The organism is Maribacter sp. Asnod2-G09, assembly GCF_045063795.1.
GTDB lineage: Bacteria > Bacteroidota > Bacteroidia > Flavobacteriales > Flavobacteriaceae > Maribacter.
The window spans coordinates 1,303,545-1,326,524 of the sequence record NZ_JBEFOA010000005.1; the positions used below are offsets into that span (position 1 = coordinate 1,303,545).

A 22,980-nucleotide genomic window follows, 5' to 3' on the forward strand; every position below is an offset into this window, starting at 1 on the left:
GTTTGAAAGGTAAAATTTTTATTTACTTCGGATATGTTTCTAGAACTTTAATCTGTTCTTCGATAGCATCTTTAAATTCCGTTTTTAAATGAGATACCAATTCGGCAACGGGTATAGAATCGTCAATTAGGGCAGAACCTTGGCCTGCAGACCAGATTGTTTTCCAAGCTTTGGCTTCAGTATTCATTTCTTTGCCAAAATCTATCTTGACATCTTTCTTAAGGTCTTCTTCGGTAATACCTGCCGCTTTTAAACTAGCGCCAAGAAAGTTGGCATGCACACCAGAAATTGAAGCAGTATAAACAACATCACTAGCTCCTGCGTCAATAATCATTTGTCGGTATTCAGGTGTAGCTTTACTTTCGTTGGTATTAATGAAACGCGTACCCATATACGCCAGATCTGCACCCATTTGAAGGGCAGAAGCTATGTCTCTACCAGTACTAATACATCCGGAGAGAAGAATAGTTTTATGGTAGAATTTCTTTATTTCAGCAACTAAAGGCATTGGGTTAATAGTACCGGCATGACCACCTGCACCGGCAGCAACAAGAATCAATCCGTCTACACCAGCTTCAGCAGCTTTCTCGGCATGACGTTTTTTTATGATATCGTGAAAAACCAATCCGCCATAACTATGAATCGCATCGACTACTTGAGAAACAGCACCTAAAGAAGTGATGATTAAGGGTACTTTGTGCTTCACACATAATTTCACATCTGCTTCTAGTCTTGGGTTTGTAGCGTGTACAATTAAATTTACGCCAAACGGAGCAGCTTTTTTACCCGTCTCCTCTTCAAAGGTCTTTAAAGCAGATTTTATTTCAATTAACCATTCTTCAAAACCTTCACTAGTGCGTTGGTTCAATGCAGGGAAAGTACCAACAATGCCATTTTTACAACATTCAATAACCAATTGTGGTCCAGAAATTAAGAACATTGGGGCTGCAACTGCAGGCAATGATAACTCTTTAATGAAAGCGGGTTTTTTTGACATAGTGATTTGAATTTTGAACGTGATTTAAAAATAACTATAAAAAACGATGTTTTTTAGTTCTTACATTTCAAAACTATGCTATTTTTATAAGGTATTATGCATGCATAGTAAAAATTATAAAAATGTATACAAAAGATTTTGAAGTACGATGGAGTGATATAGATGCGAATCGTCATTTAGCAAATTCGGCATATGTTAATCTTATGAGCCACACACGAATGGCTTTTTTAATGGAGCAGGGTTTTGATCAAAAGACCATGGTTACTTATAAAATAGGACCTGTAGCATTTTATGAGCATATGTATTATTTCAAAGAAGCCTTTCTTGGTAATCAAGTTAAAGTTTCTCTAAAGATTATGGGACTAAGTGAAGATGGTAAATTTTTTGAGTTCCACCATAATTTTTATAATGGCAAAGGAGAAAATATAGCGCGATGTGAAATGATGGGATCATGGATCAGTTTAGAGACTAGAAAGCTAACAGCATTGGCAGAAGAATTGATGAGCAAATTCAGTGATTTCGAAAAAGGAGAAGGCTTTAGAGTGCTCACAAAAGAACATACAAGAAAATTTTTGAAAATTCCTAAAAATTTATAGGAATTGTAGTGTTAAAAACTTTATTTTTAAATGATTCAATAAATTACAGTCGTACTCCCCCTTTGACTGTTGAGTGATCAATAACCGATAATAACATATTTACTTAATGGTTAGTCTACCAGAAGAAATATTTCAAGACACATATAGTAAAGTAAAAAAGTTGATAGTAACCAAAAAATTGGTGCCGGGGCAACTTATTACTGAGCATAGGCTATCACACACTTTAAGTATTAAAGACAATACTGTGCCAGTGGTGTTGTTACAATTAAAACAAGAGAGCCTTCTAGTAGGTAGTTTAGATAATGGTCTTTCTGTTAGAGAATTGTGTGAGCAAGAAATCGCAGAAATGTTCGATTGCAGAATAGCATTAGAAACTATGGCGGTTAAACTTTTTACGCGCAATGCACCACAATCTAAAATTGACGATTTAAGAAATTTGCTAGTACCATTTGAAAATGGACCTAAAAACGGGTATGTATTCTATAAAATCGATCGATACTTTCACGAATATATTGTAAAGAATTGCGGTAATAGAACATTATATCAAATGTATAAGTCAGCCAAAATACTGCCTTTTATGGATCTTGTAGGGTTGAACAGATCTTTGAGTGTAATCTTACAGGAACATCTTGATTTAGTGTCTGCTATGCATCACCGCGATGAAATTAAGGCTTTTGAAGTATTATCGAACAATTTAGAAAACGCAAAACAATCACATATTTAATTCTCTTGTAGTTGTCTTTTTGGTCTTTTGCTAGAAAGATATACACCGACTAATACAAAACAAGCTGCAATAATTTTCACTGTAGTAATAGTGTCCTGTCCAGTAAGAACGGCATAAGCGATACCTAGTAATGGTTGAACGTAAACAAAAGCACTTAGTGTAGAAGCTTTCAATTGTGTTAGCGCAAAAATATTGAATAGGTAGGTGCAAAAGGTAGTTCCGATAATTACAAATCCAATTCCGAAATAAGCTTCAAAAGGTAAAGTACTCCACGAAACCTCCATGAATTCTTGATATCCAAAAGGAAGGCATATAAGCACACCTAAAGAGAATAGCCATTTCATAAATGTAAATGGATGATATTTACTGATCAACACTTTAACAAGTACTAAGTATGATCCGTAAAACATAGAATTCAAAAAAATCAAGAAATTACCCAGCGGAATATTAGGAGCATCTTGTCTAACTTCTGCGCTAAATAATATTAAACCGAGTGCGCCTAGTAGTCCGATGCCAATACCGAATATTTTTCTCCCAGAAATTTTTTCCTTTAACATTACAGCAGAAAGTATAAGTACAATAATAGGTGATGTTGTTATCAATACCGCACTATTAATAGGGGTAGAAAGTGATAAGCCTTTAAAAAACACCAACATATTAAAAGCCATGCCTAGCAAAGCACAAACCAACATTCGAAGATAATCTTTAGGGTCAATACGTTCTTTTGGTCCTAAAGGTGAAATGAGCCAAAACAGTATTGCAGCACCTAGAACTCTAAGAATAATGAATCCGAAAGGTTGCACGTAATGTGGCATAATACCTTTTGCAATAGTATGGTTTAAAGCATATATCGTGGTAGCTCCAATTGCGGCAAGTATGGCTAATAGTCTTTTGCTCACGAGTGAATTGCCGTTTTAGCGGCTTCTACCACTTTCTTACTATTCCCAATAAAAATTTGGTCATCAACAATAATTACAGGTCGTTTTAAAAAGGTGTATTGTTCTAATATCAACGCCTTAATATCTTCTTCAGAAAGGTTTTGTTCTTTAAGATTTCGCTCTCGGTACAAAACAGCTCTTTTACTGAATAAATCTTCGTAGCTGTGAGAAAGACTATGCATTTGTTCTAACTGAGAAGGCGTTATAGGTTCTGTTTTTATATCCTGAAGTTCAAAATCTGTAAGTGGTTGTAGTTCCTTTATAATACGTTGGCAAGTAGAACACGTGCTTAAATGATATATTTTTTTCATGATGTTGAATGTAAGGATGATGCTTTTTAATCTTCCGAAAGAAAAAACTCTGTTATTGATGTAGGCTTTAGAAATACAAAGAAACCTAAATATCATTAATTGTGCTATTTTTACAAAGCATAAAATGTGAAATGATGACTGAGAATATATTTGAGATTATGTTGCAAAATCGTAGAAATCTGCATGCGATATTAACAAAGACACCTAAAGAAAAGCTACTTAAGATACCAGCAGGTTTCAATAATAATGTGTATTGGAATATAGCACATACAATAGCGACACAACAAGTTCTTATTTATAAGTTCAGCGGATTGCAAATGCGTATACCTAATGATTTGGTTGCCAAATTCAGTAAAGGTACCGTGCCAGATGGTACAGCTACCGAAGAAGAGATGATGATGGTGGCAGATTTTTTAATATCTACCGCAGAATGGCTAATAGAAGACTACAATACGGCACTTTTTCAAAATTACAACGAGTATACAACGAGTGCGCGTGTAACACTTAAAAATGTTGATGATGCGATAGCCTTCAATTTGTTTCATGAAGGGCTTCACATTGGGCAAATTACGCTATTGTTAAAGCAATTAGCTTAAGGCTTTTTCGGGTGCTTTAAAAATTTATTTGCTTCTGCGTAAGGTATGGTTAGGGTAATTGGACCATCTGCAAAAGAAGCTATTTCGTAAGGCTCGTAAAAAAGTAGGAGTCCGTCTTCGGTATACCCTAAATTGTCGGGCAAATAGAAATTCTCAGTTTCGAACATAAAACCGGTATTGTTTATAGAACCTTCTGCAGGTATGTTTTCTTGCTTTCTAAAAAGCGTCTCGGCATATGTTTTAAATTCGTCTAAGTTGTTGAATAAATCTTCTTGGTATAACTCTTTGCTAATAATTTTATCAAAATTTAAAAACCGGTTGGTGCCATAACCATGTGCTCCACCGGTATAGATGTAAGATTCTAATTTGATTGTAATAATACTTTCGTTTTCAAAAGTAATGTTACCTTCAATAGTTGCTTCCCAAGGCATAGCTTCTTCAGGGAATTTTCCGTTGAGCTCTTCATAATCATATAGAAAAGCTTCTTTGGCTTCTTCAAGATTTTGTGCATTGCTTTCCTCATCAAAATTTAGCAAAGCAATAATCTCACCTTCTAAGGCAGCATTGATAGTCTTGCTTAATTTTGTTTTGCCAGTTGCCTCTGGTATTTCGATACGAACAGAGGTACAATTATCGCAAGAATCGGTTGCGATGGTCAACGGTTCAAAAGAAAGGGTATCCTTATTATTACACCCAATAAGTATAACACAAATAAGTAGGTAGGTAAGCTTAGATTTCATGGAGAGATTAGATTTAATGTAAAAATACAGCTTCATTGTATTCCCCGAAAGATAACAATACATTTGTGTTATAAATTCTTGAATATGGCTCCTGAAAATTTAAAGTTTAATACGAAAACCATACATGGTGGTCAACAACCAGATGAAGCGTATGGTGCAGTTATGCCACCTATATATCAAACATCAACATATGCCCAAACTACGCCAGGTGGTCATAAGGGATATCAATATTCTAGAAGTGCCAATCCTACACGAACTGCCTTAGAAAATTCATTGGCAAGTATAGAGGGTGGTGAATTTGGTTTAGCCTTTGGTAGTGGTATTGCAGCGATTGATGCGGTCATTAAATTGTTAGCCCCAGGCGATGAAGTAATTTCAACAGATGACCTTTATGGAGGGACATATAGAATATTCAAAAAGATATTTGAAAAGTTTGGTATCGTTTTTCATTTTGTAGGGATGCAAGGTGTAGATACTGTACGTGATAAAATAAATACGAAAACAAAGTTGATTTGGGTAGAAACGCCTACCAACCCAATGATGAACATTATAGATATAAAAGCAGTAGCAGCCTTAACTAAAGGTACAGATATTTTGCTAGCGGTAGATAATACCTTTGCAACCCCTTATTTGCAATTGCCGTTAGAACTGGGTGCAGATATAGTAATGCATTCAGCTACCAAATATCTTGGTGGTCATAGCGATACGGTTGTTGGGGCATTAGTGGTCAAAGACAAAGAATTAGCCGATAAACTTTATTTTATACAAAATGCAAGTGGTGCGGTTTGTGGACCTATGGATAGTTTTTTGGTCTTAAGAGGAATAAAAACATTGCACGTACGCATGCAACGCCATTGTGAAAATGGTAGGGCGATTGCCGAATACCTTAAAAGTAATCCTAAAATTGAAAAGGTGTACTGGCCTGGTTTTGAAGACCACCCTAATCACCGTATCGCAAAAGAACAGATGAAAGATTTTGGTGGTATGATTTCTTTTGTACCTAAAGGTGGTAGTTATGACGATGCCATAAAAATTGTAGAAAAGCTAAAGGTATTTACATTGGCAGAGTCTTTAGGTGGTGTAGAAAGTTTAGCAGGTCACCCTGCAAGTATGACGCATGCAAGTATTCCGATAGAAGAACGACTTAGAAGCGGAGTGGTTGATTCGTTGATTAGATTAAGTGTTGGTATTGAAGATGTTGATGATTTAATAGCAGATTTAGAACAAGCGATAGAATAATTGACCAATTGTTAAATTAAATGTAGTAAGAACAGGTAGTTTGTTGTCAAAACAACAATTTTTATCGATTTTTAAAAAAATAAGCTATCGAATTACACAAATAGCATAATTTTGACGTTATATTTTGAAATCAATAATTTAAATAAGTTTAAATAGCTTTATGGAGAATAAAATAAAAGCATTTATGGACGAGGTTATCGCCAGAAATGGTCACGAACCAGAATTCATTCAAGCGGTGCAAGAAGTTGCAGAAACTGTTATACCATATATTGCAAATCAGGACATATATAATGGTAAAAACATTCTTTTAAGAATGGTTGAGCCAGAGCGTTTAATTTCTTTTAGAGTGGCATGGGTTGATGATGATGGTGAAATTCATGTAAACCGTGGGTATAGAATACAAATGAACTCGGCAATAGGTCCTTATAAAGGTGGTTTGCGTTTTCACCCAACTGTAAATGCGAGTATCTTAAAATTCTTGGCTTTTGAGCAAGTATTCAAGAACAGTCTTACAACATTGCCAATGGGTGGTGGTAAAGGTGGTTCTGATTTTGATCCAAAAGGAAAATCTGATGATGAGGTAATGCGCTTTTGCCATGCCTTTATGTTAGAATTGAATAGACATATTGGTCCTAATACAGATGTACCTGCTGGTGATATTGGCGTTGGTGCTCGTGAAATAGGTTTCCTTTTTGGTATGTACAAAAAGATACGTAACGAGTTTACCGGTGTATTAACAGGTAAAGGTCTTTCTTGGGGTGGTTCTAAAATTAGACCAGAAGCTACAGGTTACGGTACTGTGTATTTTGCACAAAGTATGTTGAAGACAAAAAACGAAACTTTTGAAGGCAAAACAGTAGTAATTTCTGGATCAGGAAATGTTGCTCAGTATGCAGCTGAAAAAGCAATTTTATTAGGAGCTAAAGTGGTAACACTTTCAGATTCTAGCGGATATATTTATGACAAAGACGGCATCAATGATGAGAAGCTTGCTTTTGTAATGGATCTTAAGAATAATAGAAGAGGTCGTATTTCTGAGTATGCAGATAAATATGCTTCTGCTGAATTTCATAAAGGAAAAACACCTTGGGAAGTAAAATGTGATATTGCATTACCATGTGCTACCCAAAATGAGCTAGATCAACAAGATGCTAAAAATCTATTGAAAAATGGATGTATGTGTGTTGCAGAAGGTGCTAACATGCCTTGTGATACAGATGCTGTTCATGAATTCAATAACGCAAAAATATTGTTTGCACCAGGTAAAGCTTCAAATGCAGGTGGTGTTGCAACGTCAGGTCTAGAAATGTCTCAGAATTCATTAAGAATTAGCTGGACACGTGAAGAGGTTGATGAGCGTTTAAAAGATATTATGGAAGACATTCACGATTCTTGTATCGAATATGGTAAAGATGAGAGTGGTTTCTGTAACTATGTAAAAGGAGCCAACATTGCTGGTTTCGTTAAGGTAGCCGATGCTATGTTAGCACAGGGTGTTATCTAGAACTTAAGTTTACCAAAATAAACATATAATGCGAGACTCTATTTTAGGGTCTCGCATTTTTTTATGTAAGGTTGTCACCAAGCTTCAATCAACTATCTTTGTTGAAATAGATGTTCAAATATGCAGGTGACCACAAAGGCTATAATATTTTCTGCACTTAAATATGGCGATACAAGTCTTATTGTCAAAGCCTTTACAGCATCAGACGGAATTAAGTCATATTTATTGCGAGGGGTGCTATCTTCAAAGAAAGGAAAATTAAAAACCGCTTATTTTCAGCCTTTAACACAATTAGAAATTGTTGCAAACCACAAGAACAAAGGCACATTAGAGACCCTCAAAGAAGCGAAGGTTTTTTATCACTATCAAACTTTATATGCAGACATGGCTAAAAATGCCATGACCTTGTTTTTAGCAGAGTTATTGGGCAATAGCATACGAGAAGAAGAGAAAAATGAAGATTTGTTCCAGTTTTTAGAAGCATCGTTACAATGGTTGGATATGCATAAAGATGTGGCTAATTTTCATCTCTATTTTATGTTGTCATTGACACGATTTTTAGGCTTTTATCCAGATGTATATCAGATAGATAAGCCCTATTTCGATTTGTTAGAAGGGGAGTTTGCTGCCGTTGAATCATTGAATCCAATGTTAAGAGGAGAGAATATTTATTATTTCAAGACCTTATTGGGCACAAATTTTGATGCAATGCATACCGTGAAGATGAAGAAAAATAATCGCCAAGAATTACTGAAATCTTTAATCCTTTATTTTGAATTGCATTTACAAGGATTTAGAAAACCAAAGTCGCTTGCCGTTTTAAATGATGTTTTTAATACATATGTATAAGTACCTATTTATAGCACTTTTTTTATGTTGTTGTTTTGGTAATGCTCAAGAAATTATCGTGCTAGATGCCGATAGTGGTGAAGAGATTTCCAATGTGGCCGTATACAATAAAGATAAATCTAAGATTGCGCTATCGAACTTCGATGGGGTTTTTGATGCTTCTGTATTTACAAGTAAAGAACGCATCACACTAAAGCATATTGGTTATCAAGAATTTAAAACCACGAAGCTGCAATTGCAAAGACAAGGTAATAGTGCTTATTTGATTATGAAGGCTCAGCAATTAGATGAAGTGGTAATGTCCGTTTCTAAATGGGAGCAGCAAAAAAGAGACATACCCAATAGAATAATTTCTTTAGATGCAAGGTCGATTGCGTTTACTGCGCCGCAAACAGCTGCCGATTTACTCCAAAATAGTGGTCAGGTATTCGTCCAAAAAAGCCAAATGGGTGGTGGTAGCCCTATGATCCGTGGGTTTGCCACAAATAGATTGCTACTATCTGTTGATGGCGTTAGAATGAACAACGCAATATTTAGAGGTGGTAATGTGCAAAATGTAATATCTGTTGATCCCTTCACTATCAAGAATACAGAGGTTATTTTCGGTCCGGGTTCGGTTATATATGGTAGCGATGCAATCGGCGGGGTAATGAATTTTTACACTAAAAAACCAATATTATCTGAGAACGATAGTCTTTTGGTGCACGGTAATGCCAATTATAGATTTGCATCGGCGAATATGGAGAACACCGTACATGCAGATATTAACCTAGGTAAAAAAACATGGTCTTCACTTACAAGTATAACGTATAATAATTTTCAAGATTTAAGAATGGGTTCTCACGGTCCAGATTCTTATTTAAGAAATACATACGTAAAAACTGTAAATGGTATTGATGAATTGGTAGAAAATGATTCGCCAAAAAAACAAGTACCAACAGGATATGATCAAATAAATTTCATGCAAAAATTTCTGTTTAAACCTAATACTAAATGGGATTTAAACTTAGGAGCCTATTATACCGAAACATCTAATTATTCTAGATATGACCGTTTAATTAGACCCGCAAGTGATGGTTTAGGCTTGCGTTCAGCAGAATGGTATTACGGTCCGCAGAAGTGGTTTATGGGAAATGCTCAAGTTCAGAAAAAAGGAAATGGTAAAGTATATGATGGTTTAAAATTAGGTTTGGCATATCAGCATTTTGAGGAAAGTAGAATTAATAGAGATTTTCAAGATGCGATAAGAAATACAACCAAAGAAAAAGTGGATGCGGTAAACTTTAATATTGACCTTGAGAATAAGAAGATTGGCGATTTTAGGTTGTATTATGGTACCGAGTATATCTATAATAAGGTGAGGTCAAACGGTTTTGATTTAAATATTAATACTGACGAAAAAACCGATGCTGCATCGCGCTACCCAGATGCTTCTACTTGGCAAAGTTTGGCTGGGTATGTAAATGGAGAATACAAAGCCAAACCTAATTTCACGATTATGTCTGGTTTACGATATAGTCATGTATGGGTAGATGCTGTATTTGATGATACTTTTTATGATTTTCCGTTTGAGACAGCAGATTTAAGTACAGGAGCATTAACGGGTAGTATAGGTTTTAGTTGGTTCCCCAGAGCGAATCTACAGGTTACATTGAATGGATCTACAGGTTTTAGAGCTCCGAATATAGATGATGTTGGTAAAATATTTGATTCTGAACCAGGATCGGTGGTCGTGCCAAATCCTGATTTAGAGCCTGAGTATGCGTATAATGCTGAAATAGGTATTCAGCGAAATATAAATGATAAAATCATATTAAAGGGTGCAGCATATTACACCTATTTAGTAGACGCTTTGGTTCGAAGAGATTTTAGTTACAATGGCGTTTCTGAAATTGAATATGGTGGGGAATTAAGTAATGTGCAGGCAATTCAAAATGCAGCAAAAGCCTATGTTTATGGCTTTGAATTTGGGTTAGAAGCCTATTTGACCGAGCAATGGTCGTTATCATCTAACTTGACATTTACAGAAGGTGTAGAAGAGGAAGACGATGGTTCTGAAACTCCCGCACGTCATGCAGCACCTACTTTTGGTGACTTTCACGTTGTATGGAAAAATCAAAGACTACGAACAGATTTGTTCTTGAATTATAATGGAGAGATAGCGAACGAAGACTTAGCGGTATCGGAAAAGGCTAAGGAATATATTTATGCAGTAGATGAAAACGGTAATCCGTTTTCTCCATCTTGGTATACCTTAAACTTTCGTTCACAATATGATGTTACCAATAATTTTAAGATGACCGCTAGTTTAGAGAATTTAACGGATCAGCGGTATAGAACATATTCTTCAGGTATAGTTGCACCAGGTATAAATGTAATTCTTGGTGTAGGCTATCATTTTTAAATAAAAAAAAGACCCGGTATTAGCGGGTCTTTTTAACTTATAAAAAAAAGGATATTGTTAGTGTTTAACCGCCTTTTTTACATCTTCAGCTTTTTGAGCTGCTTTGTCAGCCGCACTATTAGCAGCATCTTTTACGTCATTACCTGCTTCTTTAGCAGCATCTATACCATCTTGACCAGCTTTCTTAGCAGCATCCATAGTATCTTCACCAGCTTTTTTAGCAGCGTCGATACCTTCTTGACCAGCTTCTTTTACTGAGTCAGCAGCATCACCAGCAGCATCCATTGCGCCTTCGCCAGCTTCTTTAGCAGCGTCCATACCTTCTTGACCTGCTTCTTTGGCAGCATCCATTGCACCTTCGCCAGCTTCTTTTAAATCGTCACCAGCATTTTCTAATGCAGCACCTGCTTCATCTGTTGCTGCTTTAGCTTTATCAGCTGCATCTCTACAAGAAACAGATAAACTAAGTGCTAAAATTGCTAATGATCCTAAAATTACTTTTTTCATTTGTGTAAACTTAAATGGTTAATTGTTCGTGGTAATATACGTAGAAATTTAACTTTTGGATGTTTTAGACCCAAATAAATCCATTAATACATGGTTTATAGGTATTTCAGTACACTCAATACACTCCTTTTTGATCAAAATTTTATAATTTTGCAGCCTTTTAAACCCAGTACTATAAGCATTTTGTATGAAGTTCACAGAATATCAAGGATTGAATTTACCAAAGGTCGCAGAAGAAATACTTGACTACTGGTCAAAGAATGCCATTTTTGAAAAAAGTATATCTACTCGCGAGGGTAAAGATAGTTATGTATTCTATGAAGGTCCGCCATCAGCAAACGGTATGCCGGGTATTCATCATGTAATGGCTAGAACCATTAAAGATATCTTCCCAAGGTATAAAACCATGAAAGGTTTTCAAGTAAAGCGTAAAGCTGGCTGGGACACTCATGGTCTTCCTATTGAATTAGGTGTTGAGAAAGAACTGGGTATTACGAAAGAAGATATCGGAGTTAAAATTTCTGTAGAAGAGTATAATGCTGCTTGTAAAAAAGCGGTAATGAGATATACCGATGTTTGGAATTCAATGACCAAGCAAGTTGGGTATTGGGTAGATATGGAAGATCCGTACATCACATACAAATCCAAATACATGGAGACGGTATGGTGGTTGTTAAAACAGATATACTCAAAAGATTTAATATATAAGGGGTATACAATACAGCCGTATTCACCTAAGGCAGGAACAGGATTGAGCTCTCATGAGCTAAATCAACCAGGTACCTACCAAGATGTGACTGATACTACGGTAACCGCTCAGTTTAAAGCTGTCGAAGAAACATTGCCAGATTTCTTACAGAATGAAGGCACAGTTTACTTTTTAGCTTGGACGACCACCCCTTGGACATTGCCTTCGAATACGGCATTGACTGTAGGTTCTAAAATTGATTACGTATTAGTTGAATCTTACAATCAATACACTTTTGAGCCAATGAACGTGGTTCTTGCCAAAAATTTGGTAGGGAAACAATTCTCGCGGAAGTTCAAAGAAGTATCAGAGAAATCAGAACTTTTAGAGTATAAATCTGGTGATAAGAAAATTCCTTTTTACGTAGTAAAAGAGTTTAAAGGTAAAGATTTACTAGGTGTTCGTTATGAACAGTTAATGGATTATGTGTTGCCATATGAAAATGCAGAAAATGCGTTTAGAATAATTGCTGGTGATTTTGTAACTACTGAAGATGGTACTGGTATCGTACATACAGCACCTACTTTTGGTGCAGATGATGCCCTTGTAGCAAAGCAGGCAGTACCCGAAATACCACCAATGTTAGTGTTAGATGAAAATGCAAACTTGGTTCCTTTAGTTGACTTGCAAGGTAGGTTTAGACCAGAGTTAAAAGAGTTGGGTGGTAAGTATGTTAAGAACGAATATTATGAAGATGGTGAAGCGCCAGAACGTTCTATAGATGTTGAAATTGCCATTAAATTAAAAGAAGAAAATAAAGCCTTTAAGGTAGAAAAGTATGTGCACAGTTACCCAAACTGCTGGCGTACCGATAAGCCTATATTATATTACCCGTTAGATTCTTGGTTCATTAAAGTAACCGATGTAAAAGAAAGAATGTTTGAGTTGAACCAAACCATAAACTGGAAACCAAAAGCAACAGGCGAAGGTAGATTTGGTAATTGGTTGGCAAATGCAAATGATTGGAATCTTTCTAGATCTCGTTATTGGGGTATTCCATTACCTATCTGGAGAACAGAAGATGGTAAAGAAGAAATTATCATTGGTTCTGTAGCTGAGCTAAAGTCAGAAATGACCAAAGCAGTTGAAGCGGGAGTATTAGAAAAAGATATCTATGCAGACTTCGTTGTTAATGATATGTCTGACGCGAACTACGATAAAATAGATTTACATAAGAACATAGTTGATCAAATTACATTGGTATCTGCATCAGGTAAACCAATGAAGCGTGAGAGTGATCTAATCGATGTTTGGTTCGATAGTGGTTCAATGCCTTATGCACAGTGGCATTACCCATTCGAGAATAAAGAATTGATAGATGAAGGGAAAACATTTCCTGCAGATTTTATAGCAGAAGGTGTGGATCAAACTAGAGGTTGGTTCTATACCTTGCATGCAATTGCAACGATGGTATTCGATTCAGTTGCGTATAAAAATGTGGTTTCTAACGGACTCGTTTTAGATAAAGAAGGTAAGAAAATGTCTAAGCGATTAGGCAATGCCGTTGATCCTTTTGAGACTATGAACGAGCATGGCGCAGATGCTACAAGATGGTATATGATCAGTAATGCCAACCCTTGGGATAACCTGAAGTTCGATACAGAAGGCATCGCTGAGGTAAAACGTAAGTTCTTTGGCACTATATATAATACCTATTCCTTTTTTAGCTTGTATGCTAATTTAGATAAGTTCACTTATGCAGAAGCAGATGTACCTATGGTAGAACGTACAGAGATAGATCGTTGGATTTTGTCAGAATTAAATTCATTGATTAAAACTGTAGATACGGCATACGATGAGTATGAACCAACACGTGCAGCAAGAGCTATATCAGATTTTGTTCAAGAGAACCTGAGTAACTGGTATGTGCGTTTGTGTAGAAGACGTTTCTGGAAAGGAGAATATGCAACAGATAAAATCGCGGCATACCAAACTTTATATACATGTTTAGATATTGTTGCAAAATTATCAGCACCAATTGCACCATTTTTTATGGATCAATTGTATTTAGATTTAAATAAGGCTACGGTAAAAGATGGTTTTGAAAGTGTGCATTTGGCAGATTTCCCAATTGCAGATGAGTCACTTATTGATAAAAGCTTAGAAGTTAAAATGCAGAAAGCGCAAATAATTTCTTCTTTAGTATTATCAATCCGCCAGAAAGAGAAAATAAAAGTGCGTCAGCCATTGCAAAAAATAATGATTCCTGTACTTGATAATAAGGATAGGGAAGAAATTGAAGCAGTGTCAGAATTAATAAAATCTGAAGTTAACGTTAAGGAAATTCAACTGTTAGATGATGCATCTGGAATATTGGTAAAACGTATCAAGCCTAATTTCAAGACTTTAGGTCCAAAATTCGGTAAAGAGATGAAGCAAATTGCTCAAGTTGTCAACGGTTTTGATCAGAATGATATCCAAAAAATTGAGCAGGATGGCGAATTAACAATCCAATTAGAAAATAAAAGTATTACTTTACAGTTACAAGATGTAGAAATCTCTTCTCAAGATATTGAAGGTTGGATGGTAGCGACCTCTGGTAAATTAACTGTTGCCTTAGATGTGACAATTAATGAAGAGTTGAGAAATGAAGGAATTGCAAGAGAGTTGGTCAACAGAATTCAGAATATTAGAAAAGATTCTGGTTATGAGGTTACAGATAAAATTGCAATCGAAGTATTAAAAGACGGTTTTGTAGAAGTTGCTGTAAAAGATAATGTAGAGTATATTAAAACAGAGACTTTAACGGCCGAATTAAATTTTGTAGAAAAATTGGACAAAGGCGTAGAAATTGCTTTTGACGAGGTGAACACTAAATTGTTTATTGAAAAACATTAAAAGATGGCAGAAGATTTAAAAGTAAGGTATTCTGACAAAGATTTGGCAGAATTCAAAGTATTGATAGAAGAGAAGATAGAAAAGGCAAAAAGCCATTTAGATCTCTTGAAAAGTGCTTACATGAACGATGGTAATAATGGTACCGATGATACGTCGCCTACCTTTAAAGCTTTTGAAGAAGGTTCAGAAACGATGAGCAAAGAAGCGAATACGCAATTGGCTATTCGACAAGAAAAGTTTATTCGAGACCTTAAGAATGCGATGTTACGTATAGAGAACAAGACTTTTGGTATATGTCGTGTAACAGGTAAATTAATCAATAAAGAGCGGTTAAAACTTGTGCCACATGCTACATTAAGTATTGAAGCTAAAAATATGCAATCATAATTAAAACGCCTTTAGGGGCGTTTTTTAATAGCTATTATTTTGAAAGTTTCCCTCTTGTATTTCATGCTTTTGTTTTCTATTGGGCTTAGTGCCCAAAAGAAAATGTATGAAAATGTTTTAGCAGATGATATTAGTTTAATTCAAGTTGATGCTACGAACTGCTTTATTGTAGAAGTGCAAACAGGTAAGAGCAATGAAATTAGTATTGTAGCAGAAATGGAGGGTGAATATAGTCAAGACCTAGATTTAGAAGTCTCAACTAATGGCGCTACTCTTTTTGTTGAAACAGGCTTTACTCCGAATTTCGAAAATCCTAATGATAAACTAAGTGCTCATAAAGTAGTTTCAATTTCATTGAAATTAAAAATTCCTTCTTATAAAAATCTAGAAATCTATGGTACCAATACTCGGGTAGAATTGGAAGGGGATTATGATAAATTGCATGTTTCATTATCAGACGGTATATGCGTGTTGAATAATATAGAGGCAGAAGCTGAAATAAAATCTCAAAGTGGTAATATTAAGGTCTTTTCTGCAGCGGCTGCGATAAGCGCTACAAGTAAGTATGGAGGGGTTTCTACGAATCTCATTCCAAAAGGAAATTCTACTTTTACATTAGAAACTGTTACGGGAAATATAGATCTCACTAAAACCGAATAATATTTATATTTTTGCGCTCATTGATGAAAGCCCATGAACATTAAAAAATCTGTACTGTTTATTCTATTGATATTAATTATTGATCAATGGAGTAAGATTTATATAAAGACCCATTTTGTTTTGGGTGAGTCTGTTGAGGTATTTACTTGGTTTAAAATACTATTTATAGAAAATGAAGGAGCTGCTTGGGGTGCAAAATTAAGCGACGTATTACCTATTTCAGATAATATCGGAAAATTAGTTTTAACGGTATTTCGACTATTTGCCATCTTCGGTATTGGATATTGGCTTTTTGATGTCATTAAGAAAAAAGCGTCGAACACTTTAATTTGGGCAGTTTCATTAATTTTTGCTGGGGCACTAGGCAATATTTTAGACTCCGTTTTTTATGGGGCTATTTTTAATGAAAGTTATAATGAAGTAGCAACCTTGTTTTCTGATGAACCCTATGGTAAGTTATTTTATGGTAAGGTAGTAGATATGTTATACTTTCCAATGGTAGATTCTACTTGGCCAACGTGGATGCCAATGGTAGGCGGACAAAATTTTAGATTCTTTGAACCAGTTTTTAATATAGCTGATACTGCAATAAGTACTGGTGTGGGTATATTACTGGTATTTAATAAAAGGGCTTTTAATAAAGAAGAAGAGACGCCGGTACAAGAAGTAGAAAACCTACAAGATTAAGACGTTTTAAAAGAATAGGTTTTATTAGGCGTTACGCAATAGTCTAGAGGTATATCAGTAATGTCAACATCATCTATTGAGTTTTCTGCCTCAAAAAATGATAATCCAATTTTAATAACATCTTCTTTACAATCACTTAGAAAACGGTCATAATATCCTTTTCCATATCCTATTCTATTTCCTGTCTTATCAAAAGCTAAGAGGGGAATAAAAACAACATCTATTTTTTTGGGTTCAATAGTAATACTGTCTACTGGTTCAGGTATATTTAGGTTATTGGTAGTAAATTTTGTGTTGTCGGTAAGTAGAAAATGTTCTAATTCGGTAGAAGATTTAATTTTCGGAACAATGATATTTTTATCCAAACCTAGAAGTATTGAGATAATACCTTCTGTATTTATCTCAGCTTTTTGTTCTATCGGTAAAAAAATGTGAAAATATGAATTACTCCATATTGGCAATTGCAAAACTGAATTCGCAATCGCTATACTTTGAAAAGATAATTGAGAGGGTGTTAGGGAACTACGTAATCTTGAATATTTTATGCGTAAATCTTTCTTCAGCATTGTGAAGTGATTTTAACATATTGATATTTAAATTTATTCTTTACCTGCAACAGCAAAAAATACCTTGAAAAATAACATTAAAATAAGGTAAGTTCCTAAAGTGATGATATAACTATCCATAATATTTGTATTGTAAATGAACCAATAATTGTTGTTGTTGTGTTAAAAATAGGTAAAATAATTAATACAAGCTCTTTAAACGGCACTTTTTTATCGTTGAAATGCACTTTTTTATAAAAAAATTAACAGTTTCATTCATATAACGTTACATGGAAACAATTAATTGTCTGAAAATCAAAGATTTAAATATATGTATATTTTTTCAAATTATTAATACGATAATATGAGTAATGTAATATTATTGAGATGAAAAAATATAGGTCTATTAAATATCATATTCATAATCACTTAAAAAGATTTGTAATTAGAATTTACTCAGATGGTGTAATACGAAATCAGTTTTATAGACTAAATTAGTGGTATCAAATTATGACAGAAATTCCCATAAACATACAGCTAAGTGCGTTACCTACCGGTCCGGGAGTATATCAGTTTTACGATAGTAATGACAGTATATTATATGTAGGTAAGGCAAAGAATTTAAAGAAACGAGTTTCATCTTACTTCAATAAGAATCATGAATATGGTAAAACCCGAGTTTTAGTCAAAAAGATTCGGTCTATTAAACATATTGTAGTGCCGACAGAGTCAGATGCGCTTTTGCTAGAGAATAATTTAATTAAAGAATTAAGACCTCGGTATAATGTTTTATTAAAAGATGATAAGTCGTACCCTTGGCTTTGTCTAAAGAATGAACGATTTCCAAGATTTTTTCCGACCAGAAGAGTGATAAAAGATGGCTCGGAATATTTTGGTCCGTATACCAGTATGAAAACGGTGCGGGTGCTTTTAGATTTGATTAAAAGTGTTTATCCGTTAAGAACCTGTAATTACGATTTGTCAGCAGAGAAAATTAATGCCGGCAAATATAAAGTGTGTTTAGAATATCATTTAGGCAATTGTAAAGGCCCGTGTGAAGGGTATCAATCTATAACAGAGTATGATCGCCAAATAGATGATATACGCGAAATTGTAAAAGGTAATTTTAAATCATCGATCACTTATTTTAAAAGTCAGATGAAAGCCCTGGCAGAAGAAATGAAGTTTGAAGAAGCACAAGAGATAAAAGATAAGATAGATGTTTTAGAGAATTATCAGGTAAAAACGACAATTGTAAACCCTAAAATCAGTAATGTAGATGTATTCAGTATAATTTCAGACAATGCTTTCGCTTATGTAAATTTTCTACAATTGGCGCATGGGTCAATAATAAGGTCTCATACGATGGAGATCAAGAAGAAGCTTGAAGAGAAAGATGAAGATTTGCTAGAATTGGCTATAGTTGAAATTAGAGATCGATTTAAATCTGATTCAAAAGAACTTTACGTACCTTTTGATATAGCGGTATCGCCGGGGATAAAAGTGACAGTTCCGAAATTGGGCGATAAAAAGCGAATTCTAGATTTGTCTGAGCGTAATGCCAAATTCTTTAGACAAGAACGCTTTAATCAAATTAAGATCATTGATCCTGATCGCCATACCAATAGAATTATGGCGCAGATGAAAAAAGATATAAGATTATCTGCAGAGCCAAGGCATATAGAGTGTTTTGATAATAGTAATATACAAGGTAGTAATCCTGTAGCGGCATGTGTTGTGTTTAGAGACGGAAAGCCATCAAAAAAAGAATACAGACATTATAATATAAAGACAGTAACTGGTCCTGATGATTTTGCTTCTATGGAAGAAGTAGTGTACCGTAGGTATAAAAGATTGCAAGAAGAAATGCAGCCATTACCTCAGTTAATTGTCATTGATGGAGGTAAGGGTCAATTATCATCTGCATTAAAAAGTTTAGATATTTTAGGGTTGCGTGGTAAAATTGCTATTATTGGTATTGCAAAACGTTTAGAGGAGATTTACTTTCCTGAAGACCCCATACCTTTGTATTTAGATAAGAAATCTGAAAGTCTTAAAATCATTCAATATTTACGAAATGAAGCCCATAGATTTGGTATTACATTTCATAGAAATAAAAGAAGTAAAGGAGCTATAAATTCTGAATTGGAAGGTATAGATGGTGTTGGTGAAAAAACGGCACAACAATTATTGAAGAAATTTAAATCGGTAAAACGCATTAAAGAAGCCTCTGTAGAAATTCTAACAGAAGAAGTAGGGGCTTCAAAAGCAAAAAAGATATATGAATCTTTTCGTAAAGAATAGTTTAGGTAGAATACCAATGGTGTTGTCGGTACTTTTATTGAGTATCGGTTCTTTGGTTGCTCAAAATATAGAGGAAAAGAAAAAACCTAAAATAGGTTTAGTGCTAAGTGGTGGTGGTGCAAAAGGCATGGCGCATATAGGTGCTTTAAAAATTATTGAAGAAGCAGGTGTTGAAATCGATTACATTGGTGGTTCGAGTATGGGTGCCATTGTTGGGGCTATGTATGCAGCGGGTTATACTGCAAACGAATTAGATTCTATTTTTAAAGCAACCAACATTGGGTCGCTAATTCAAGATAATTTACCTAGAAGTGCTAAAACTTTCTATGAAAAAGACGATTCAGAACGTTATGCGTTAACATTACCGTTTAAGAATTTTAAAGTTACCGTGCCTCCGGCAATTTCTGGAGGTCAGAATATTTATAATGAATTTGTTAGGCTTCTGTATCATGTAAAAGATATTGATGATTTTAATAAGTTGCCTACGCCTTTTGTGTGTATTGCGACCGATATTGAAACAGGTAAACAGGTAATTTTAAATTCAGGCTACTTGCCAGAGGCTATTTTAGCTAGTGGAACCTTGCCATCTCTTTTTGAACCAACTGTTATTAATGACAAAGTATTAATAGATGGTGGTGTGGTTAATAATTATCCAATAGATGAAGTTCGAGCAATGGGCGCTGATATTATTATCGGTGTAGATGTTCAACACGATTTGTCTGATAGGGAAGCCTTGTTGTCTGCAACTGAAATTCTATTGCAAATAAACAATTACCGTACTGTGGCAGATATGAAAATCAAGTCTAAAAAGACTGATATTTATATAAAACCAAATATAGAACAGTACTCTGTAATAGATTTTAATAGATTAGGTGAAATAGTTAAAACCGGTGAAGATGCGGCAAATTTAAAAATAGAAGAACTTCAAGAACTGGCGACAGGGTATAAAAAAACTAAAAATTCAATTTCTGTAATAGAGGCAGATGAACAATTAACTATTAATAGGTTATTAATAGATGGTGATACCGATCATACTAGAGGTTATGTAAAAGGTAAGTTGAGATTTAATCTTGACGAGCCTACTAATTTTAAAAAGTTGCAGCAGGGTATAAGTAATTTGTCTGCTACTGGCAATTTTAGAACTATTAAGTATAAGTTATTGGATAATATGAACGGTGGAGAAGACTTAATACTGCCGTTAGATGAAACTAAAAACACCTCTTTTTTGCGGTTAGGTGCGCATTTCGATGATTTATATAAAAGTGCGGCACTTATAAATATTACCAAAAAAAGAATATTGTCAAAAGACGATGTAGCTTCTTTTGATTTTATACTAGGTGATAATATTAGGTATAATTTTGAGTATTATGTAGATAAAGGTACCTATTGGAGTTTTGGAATCAACTCTAGATTCAATGATTTTGAGCAAGAAATTAATTTCGATTTAATAGAGGATAATTTTGAAGTAGGTACAGGTACAACACTTAATAGAATTAATTTAAATGTTTCTGACTTTACAAACCAGGTGTATATACAAACGGTAGTTAAAGAAGAGTTTGCGTTTACTATCGGTGGTGAGTATAAGCATCTGCAGTACAGTACTAGAACATTTGGTGATACTCCCGGTATTACAACGCCGGGTACTACATCTAGTAATGGTAGAACATATTTTGAGAGAAGTAATTATATAAGTGCTTTTGGGACATTGAAATTAGACACGTACGACGATAAATATTTTCCGTCTAGAGGGTTGTATTTTAATGGTGATATGCATTATTATGTGTTGTCGTCAGATTTCAATGATAATTTTAAAGATTTTTCTATTTCGAAAGCGCGCTTGGGTATGGCAATGCCTTTAGTAAATAGGCTATCTATTAATGTAGAAACAGAAGGCGGATTTAAACTGGGAACTTCTGGGGTAACCACTTTTGATTTTCTTCTTGGTGGTTATGGTACAGATTTTATAAATAATTTTGTGCCGTTCGTTGGGTATGACTTTATTAGTTTGCCAGGTAACAGTTTTGTAAAAGCGTATGCTAGGTTAGATTATGAGTTTGCCCAAAAGAACCATCTATTGTTCAGTGCAAATTTTGCTAACGTAGACGATGATCTTTTTAGAACAGGAGATTGGTTTAAGGCGCCAACATATTCGGGTTATGGAGTAGGGTATGGTCTAGAGTCATTTCTGGGTCCGGTGAACCTAATGTACTCGTGGACACCAGAAATAGATAAGTCTCAATTTTTTGTAAGTATAGGCTACTGGTTCTAAAGATTATTAGCTTTAGAATTAGCTTGTAAAAGCTCAAAATCGTCTTTAGGTTCTTAATAGTTTCCCAATTATTAATTAGAAGTGTGAATAATTGTTAAGGTTATCATTAAAGTAAGTTAAACCGTACTGTGGGTAGAATAATGTGCCTTAAATTTACATCAGCTAAGGGGTGGTTCCCTTACAACTTTAAGTAGTGGTTTTTCATAATTTAAAGTTTGGTTGGTTATTTAGGAAAAGCCCAGTTTTTAAGCTGGGCTTTTTTTATACAACAATACTTTGGAATAAATTTTGTTTAAGATATTGTAATGAAAGTGATAGAGAATTATCTATGACTATTTTTACATTAAAATACGGACTATGAAAAAACTATTTTTATTCGCCCTTATCTTAACATATTTTGGTGTCCAAGGTCAAAGTTCTCAGTCGGCCTTTAAGACAGGCGAGTGGTTGAAGTTTAGAATGCATTATGGTTTTTTAAACGCAAGTTATGCGACGCTGCAGGTAAATTCAGCGACTATAGAAGATAAATCTGTTTATCATGTAGTTGGGCATGGAGAAACAACGGGTGTTGCAAGTTGGTTTTTTAAGGTAGACGATACTTATGAAAGCTATTTTGATAAACAAGATGGCAAACCATATAGGTTCGTTCGTAAAATTAATGAAGGTGGTTATAAGAAAGATGTAGAGATAAACTTTGATCATAATACATCTAAAGCAGAACTTAATGATAAGAAAAACAAGAAAAAGCTTAATTTTACATTAGAGAACAATATACAGGATTTAATATCCGCTTTTTATTTTTTAAGGAACAACTATAAAACAGAAGACCTTGAAGTAGGAAAAGCGATTACCCTGAAAATGCTTTATGACGATGACGGTATTTTCGACTTTAAACTTAAATATTTAGGTGTTGAAGTTGTAAATACAAAATATGGTAAAGTCGAATGCTTAAAATTTAGACCCTTGGTACAATCGGGGCGTGTATTTAAAGAGCAAGAAAGTTTATCATTATGGGTCTCGAACGATGACAATCGAATTCCTATAAGAATTAAAGCAGATTTAGCGGTAGGTGCTATAAAAGCAGATATAGATGGGTATAATGGTCTTAAGCATCAGTTTAAAATTATAATGGATTAG

At 34.6% G+C, this 22,980-nt stretch carries 20 protein-coding genes; 14 read left to right on the plus strand and 6 right to left on the minus strand.

Annotation, left to right across the window (positions count from 1 at the left end; all coding sequences use genetic code 11):
• Positions 1-22 precede the first annotated feature (22 nt).
• A complete protein-coding gene (locus ACJJVT_RS17655) occupies positions 23-997 on the minus strand; it encodes an NAD(P)H-dependent flavin oxidoreductase (RefSeq protein ID WP_405400460.1) in 975 nt (324 codons plus the stop codon).
• A gap of 122 nt (positions 998-1,119) precedes the next feature.
• On the opposite strand from ACJJVT_RS17655, the gene ACJJVT_RS17660 reads away from it, so the two are divergent.
• Both ACJJVT_RS17660 and ACJJVT_RS17665 read left to right on the plus strand, forming a co-directional pair.
• Entirely contained in the window at positions 1,120-1,593 is a 474-nt protein-coding gene (locus ACJJVT_RS17660; RefSeq protein WP_405400461.1) for an acyl-CoA thioesterase, read from the plus strand.
• Positions 1,594-1,699: 106 nt separating this feature from the next.
• Positions 1,700-2,317: a GntR family transcriptional regulator gene (locus ACJJVT_RS17665; RefSeq protein WP_405400462.1), complete on the plus strand. Its 618-nt coding sequence runs from the start codon at positions 1,700-1,702 to the stop codon at positions 2,315-2,317.
• On the opposite strand, the gene ACJJVT_RS17670 is transcribed toward ACJJVT_RS17665, so the two are convergent.
• Both ACJJVT_RS17670 and ACJJVT_RS17675 read right to left on the minus strand, forming a co-directional pair.
• The gene (locus tag ACJJVT_RS17670) at positions 2,314-3,216 is read right to left on the minus strand and encodes a DMT family transporter (RefSeq protein ID WP_405400463.1); all 903 of its coding nucleotides are present in this window, start codon (positions 3,214-3,216) and stop codon (positions 2,314-2,316) included. The two genes, ACJJVT_RS17665 and ACJJVT_RS17670, sit on opposite strands and share 4 nt — an antisense overlap.
• Complete coding sequence (locus tag ACJJVT_RS17675) at positions 3,213-3,566, minus strand: arsenate reductase family protein (protein ID WP_405400465.1); 354 nt, start codon at positions 3,564-3,566, stop codon at positions 3,213-3,215. Before ACJJVT_RS17675 ends, ACJJVT_RS17670 begins: the two co-directional genes overlap by 4 nt.
• Before the next feature lie 134 nt (positions 3,567-3,700).
• Between ACJJVT_RS17675 and ACJJVT_RS17680 the strand changes: the two genes are divergently transcribed.
• A complete protein-coding gene (locus ACJJVT_RS17680; protein WP_405400467.1) occupies positions 3,701-4,162 on the plus strand; it encodes a DinB family protein in 462 nt (153 codons plus the stop codon).
• On the opposite strand, the gene ACJJVT_RS17685 is transcribed toward ACJJVT_RS17680, so the two are convergent.
• Complete coding sequence (locus tag ACJJVT_RS17685) at positions 4,159-4,902, minus strand: DUF3298 and DUF4163 domain-containing protein (protein ID WP_405400468.1); 744 nt, start codon at positions 4,900-4,902, stop codon at positions 4,159-4,161. The genes ACJJVT_RS17680 and ACJJVT_RS17685 overlap by 4 nt on opposite strands.
• An 84-nt stretch (positions 4,903-4,986) precedes the next feature.
• Between ACJJVT_RS17685 and ACJJVT_RS17690 the strand changes: the two genes are divergently transcribed.
• The 4 genes from ACJJVT_RS17690 (at position 4,987) to ACJJVT_RS17705 (ending at position 10,898) form a co-directional block, all read left to right on the plus strand.
• Positions 4,987-6,141: a cystathionine gamma-synthase gene (locus ACJJVT_RS17690; protein ID WP_405400469.1), complete on the plus strand. Its 1,155-nt coding sequence runs from the start codon at positions 4,987-4,989 to the stop codon at positions 6,139-6,141.
• Between the two features lie 160 nt (positions 6,142-6,301).
• On the plus strand, positions 6,302-7,645 hold the full coding sequence (gdhA, locus tag ACJJVT_RS17695) for an NADP-specific glutamate dehydrogenase (protein WP_405400470.1): 1,344 nt from the start codon (positions 6,302-6,304) through the stop codon (positions 7,643-7,645).
• A gap of 120 nt (positions 7,646-7,765) precedes the next feature.
• Complete coding sequence (recO, locus tag ACJJVT_RS17700) at positions 7,766-8,494, plus strand: DNA repair protein RecO (RefSeq protein ID WP_299321438.1); 729 nt, start codon at positions 7,766-7,768, stop codon at positions 8,492-8,494.
• Positions 8,487-10,898, plus strand: coding sequence for a TonB-dependent receptor plug domain-containing protein (locus tag ACJJVT_RS17705; protein ID WP_405400471.1), 2,412 nt, complete (start codon positions 8,487-8,489; stop codon positions 10,896-10,898). The genes recO and ACJJVT_RS17705 overlap by 8 nt, the downstream gene beginning before the upstream one ends.
• Positions 10,899-10,955: 57 nt before the next feature.
• On the opposite strand, the gene ACJJVT_RS17710 is transcribed toward ACJJVT_RS17705, so the two are convergent.
• Positions 10,956-11,405, minus strand: coding sequence for a hypothetical protein (locus tag ACJJVT_RS17710; protein ID WP_405400473.1), 450 nt, complete (start codon positions 11,403-11,405; stop codon positions 10,956-10,958).
• Positions 11,406-11,592: 187 nt separating this feature from the next.
• Between ACJJVT_RS17710 and ileS the strand changes: the two genes are divergently transcribed.
• From ileS to ACJJVT_RS17730, 4 genes are read left to right on the plus strand one after another with little or no spacing between them, the layout of a single operon-like run.
• Entirely contained in the window at positions 11,593-14,991 is a 3,399-nt protein-coding gene (ileS, locus tag ACJJVT_RS17715; RefSeq protein WP_405400475.1) for an isoleucine--tRNA ligase, read from the plus strand.
• Between the two features lie 3 nt (positions 14,992-14,994).
• Positions 14,995-15,378, plus strand: coding sequence for a TraR/DksA family transcriptional regulator (locus ACJJVT_RS17720; RefSeq protein ID WP_405400476.1), 384 nt, complete (start codon positions 14,995-14,997; stop codon positions 15,376-15,378).
• A gap of 39 nt (positions 15,379-15,417) precedes the next feature.
• Positions 15,418-16,038, plus strand: coding sequence for a hypothetical protein (locus ACJJVT_RS17725; protein ID WP_405400478.1), 621 nt, complete (start codon positions 15,418-15,420; stop codon positions 16,036-16,038).
• A gap of 33 nt (positions 16,039-16,071) precedes the next feature.
• Complete coding sequence (locus ACJJVT_RS17730; protein ID WP_405400480.1) at positions 16,072-16,725, plus strand: lipoprotein signal peptidase; 654 nt, start codon at positions 16,072-16,074, stop codon at positions 16,723-16,725.
• Here the strand turns inward: ACJJVT_RS17730 and ACJJVT_RS17735 are convergent.
• The gene (locus tag ACJJVT_RS17735) at positions 16,722-17,291 is read right to left on the minus strand and encodes a 5-formyltetrahydrofolate cyclo-ligase (RefSeq protein ID WP_405400482.1); all 570 of its coding nucleotides are present in this window, start codon (positions 17,289-17,291) and stop codon (positions 16,722-16,724) included. The genes ACJJVT_RS17730 and ACJJVT_RS17735 overlap by 4 nt on opposite strands.
• 489 nt (positions 17,292-17,780) lie before the next feature.
• Between ACJJVT_RS17735 and uvrC the strand changes: the two genes are divergently transcribed.
• From uvrC to ACJJVT_RS17750, 3 genes are all read left to right on the plus strand, one after another.
• Positions 17,781-19,574 (plus strand): excinuclease ABC subunit UvrC, encoded by a 1,794-nt coding sequence (uvrC, locus tag ACJJVT_RS17740; protein ID WP_405400484.1) that lies wholly within the window; start codon positions 17,781-17,783, stop codon positions 19,572-19,574.
• On the plus strand, positions 19,552-21,843 hold the full coding sequence (locus ACJJVT_RS17745) for a patatin-like phospholipase family protein (protein WP_405400485.1): 2,292 nt from the start codon (positions 19,552-19,554) through the stop codon (positions 21,841-21,843). The genes uvrC and ACJJVT_RS17745 overlap by 23 nt, the downstream gene beginning before the upstream one ends.
• Before the next feature lie 357 nt (positions 21,844-22,200).
• Entirely contained in the window at positions 22,201-22,980 is a 780-nt protein-coding gene (locus tag ACJJVT_RS17750; RefSeq protein ID WP_405400486.1) for a DUF3108 domain-containing protein, read from the plus strand.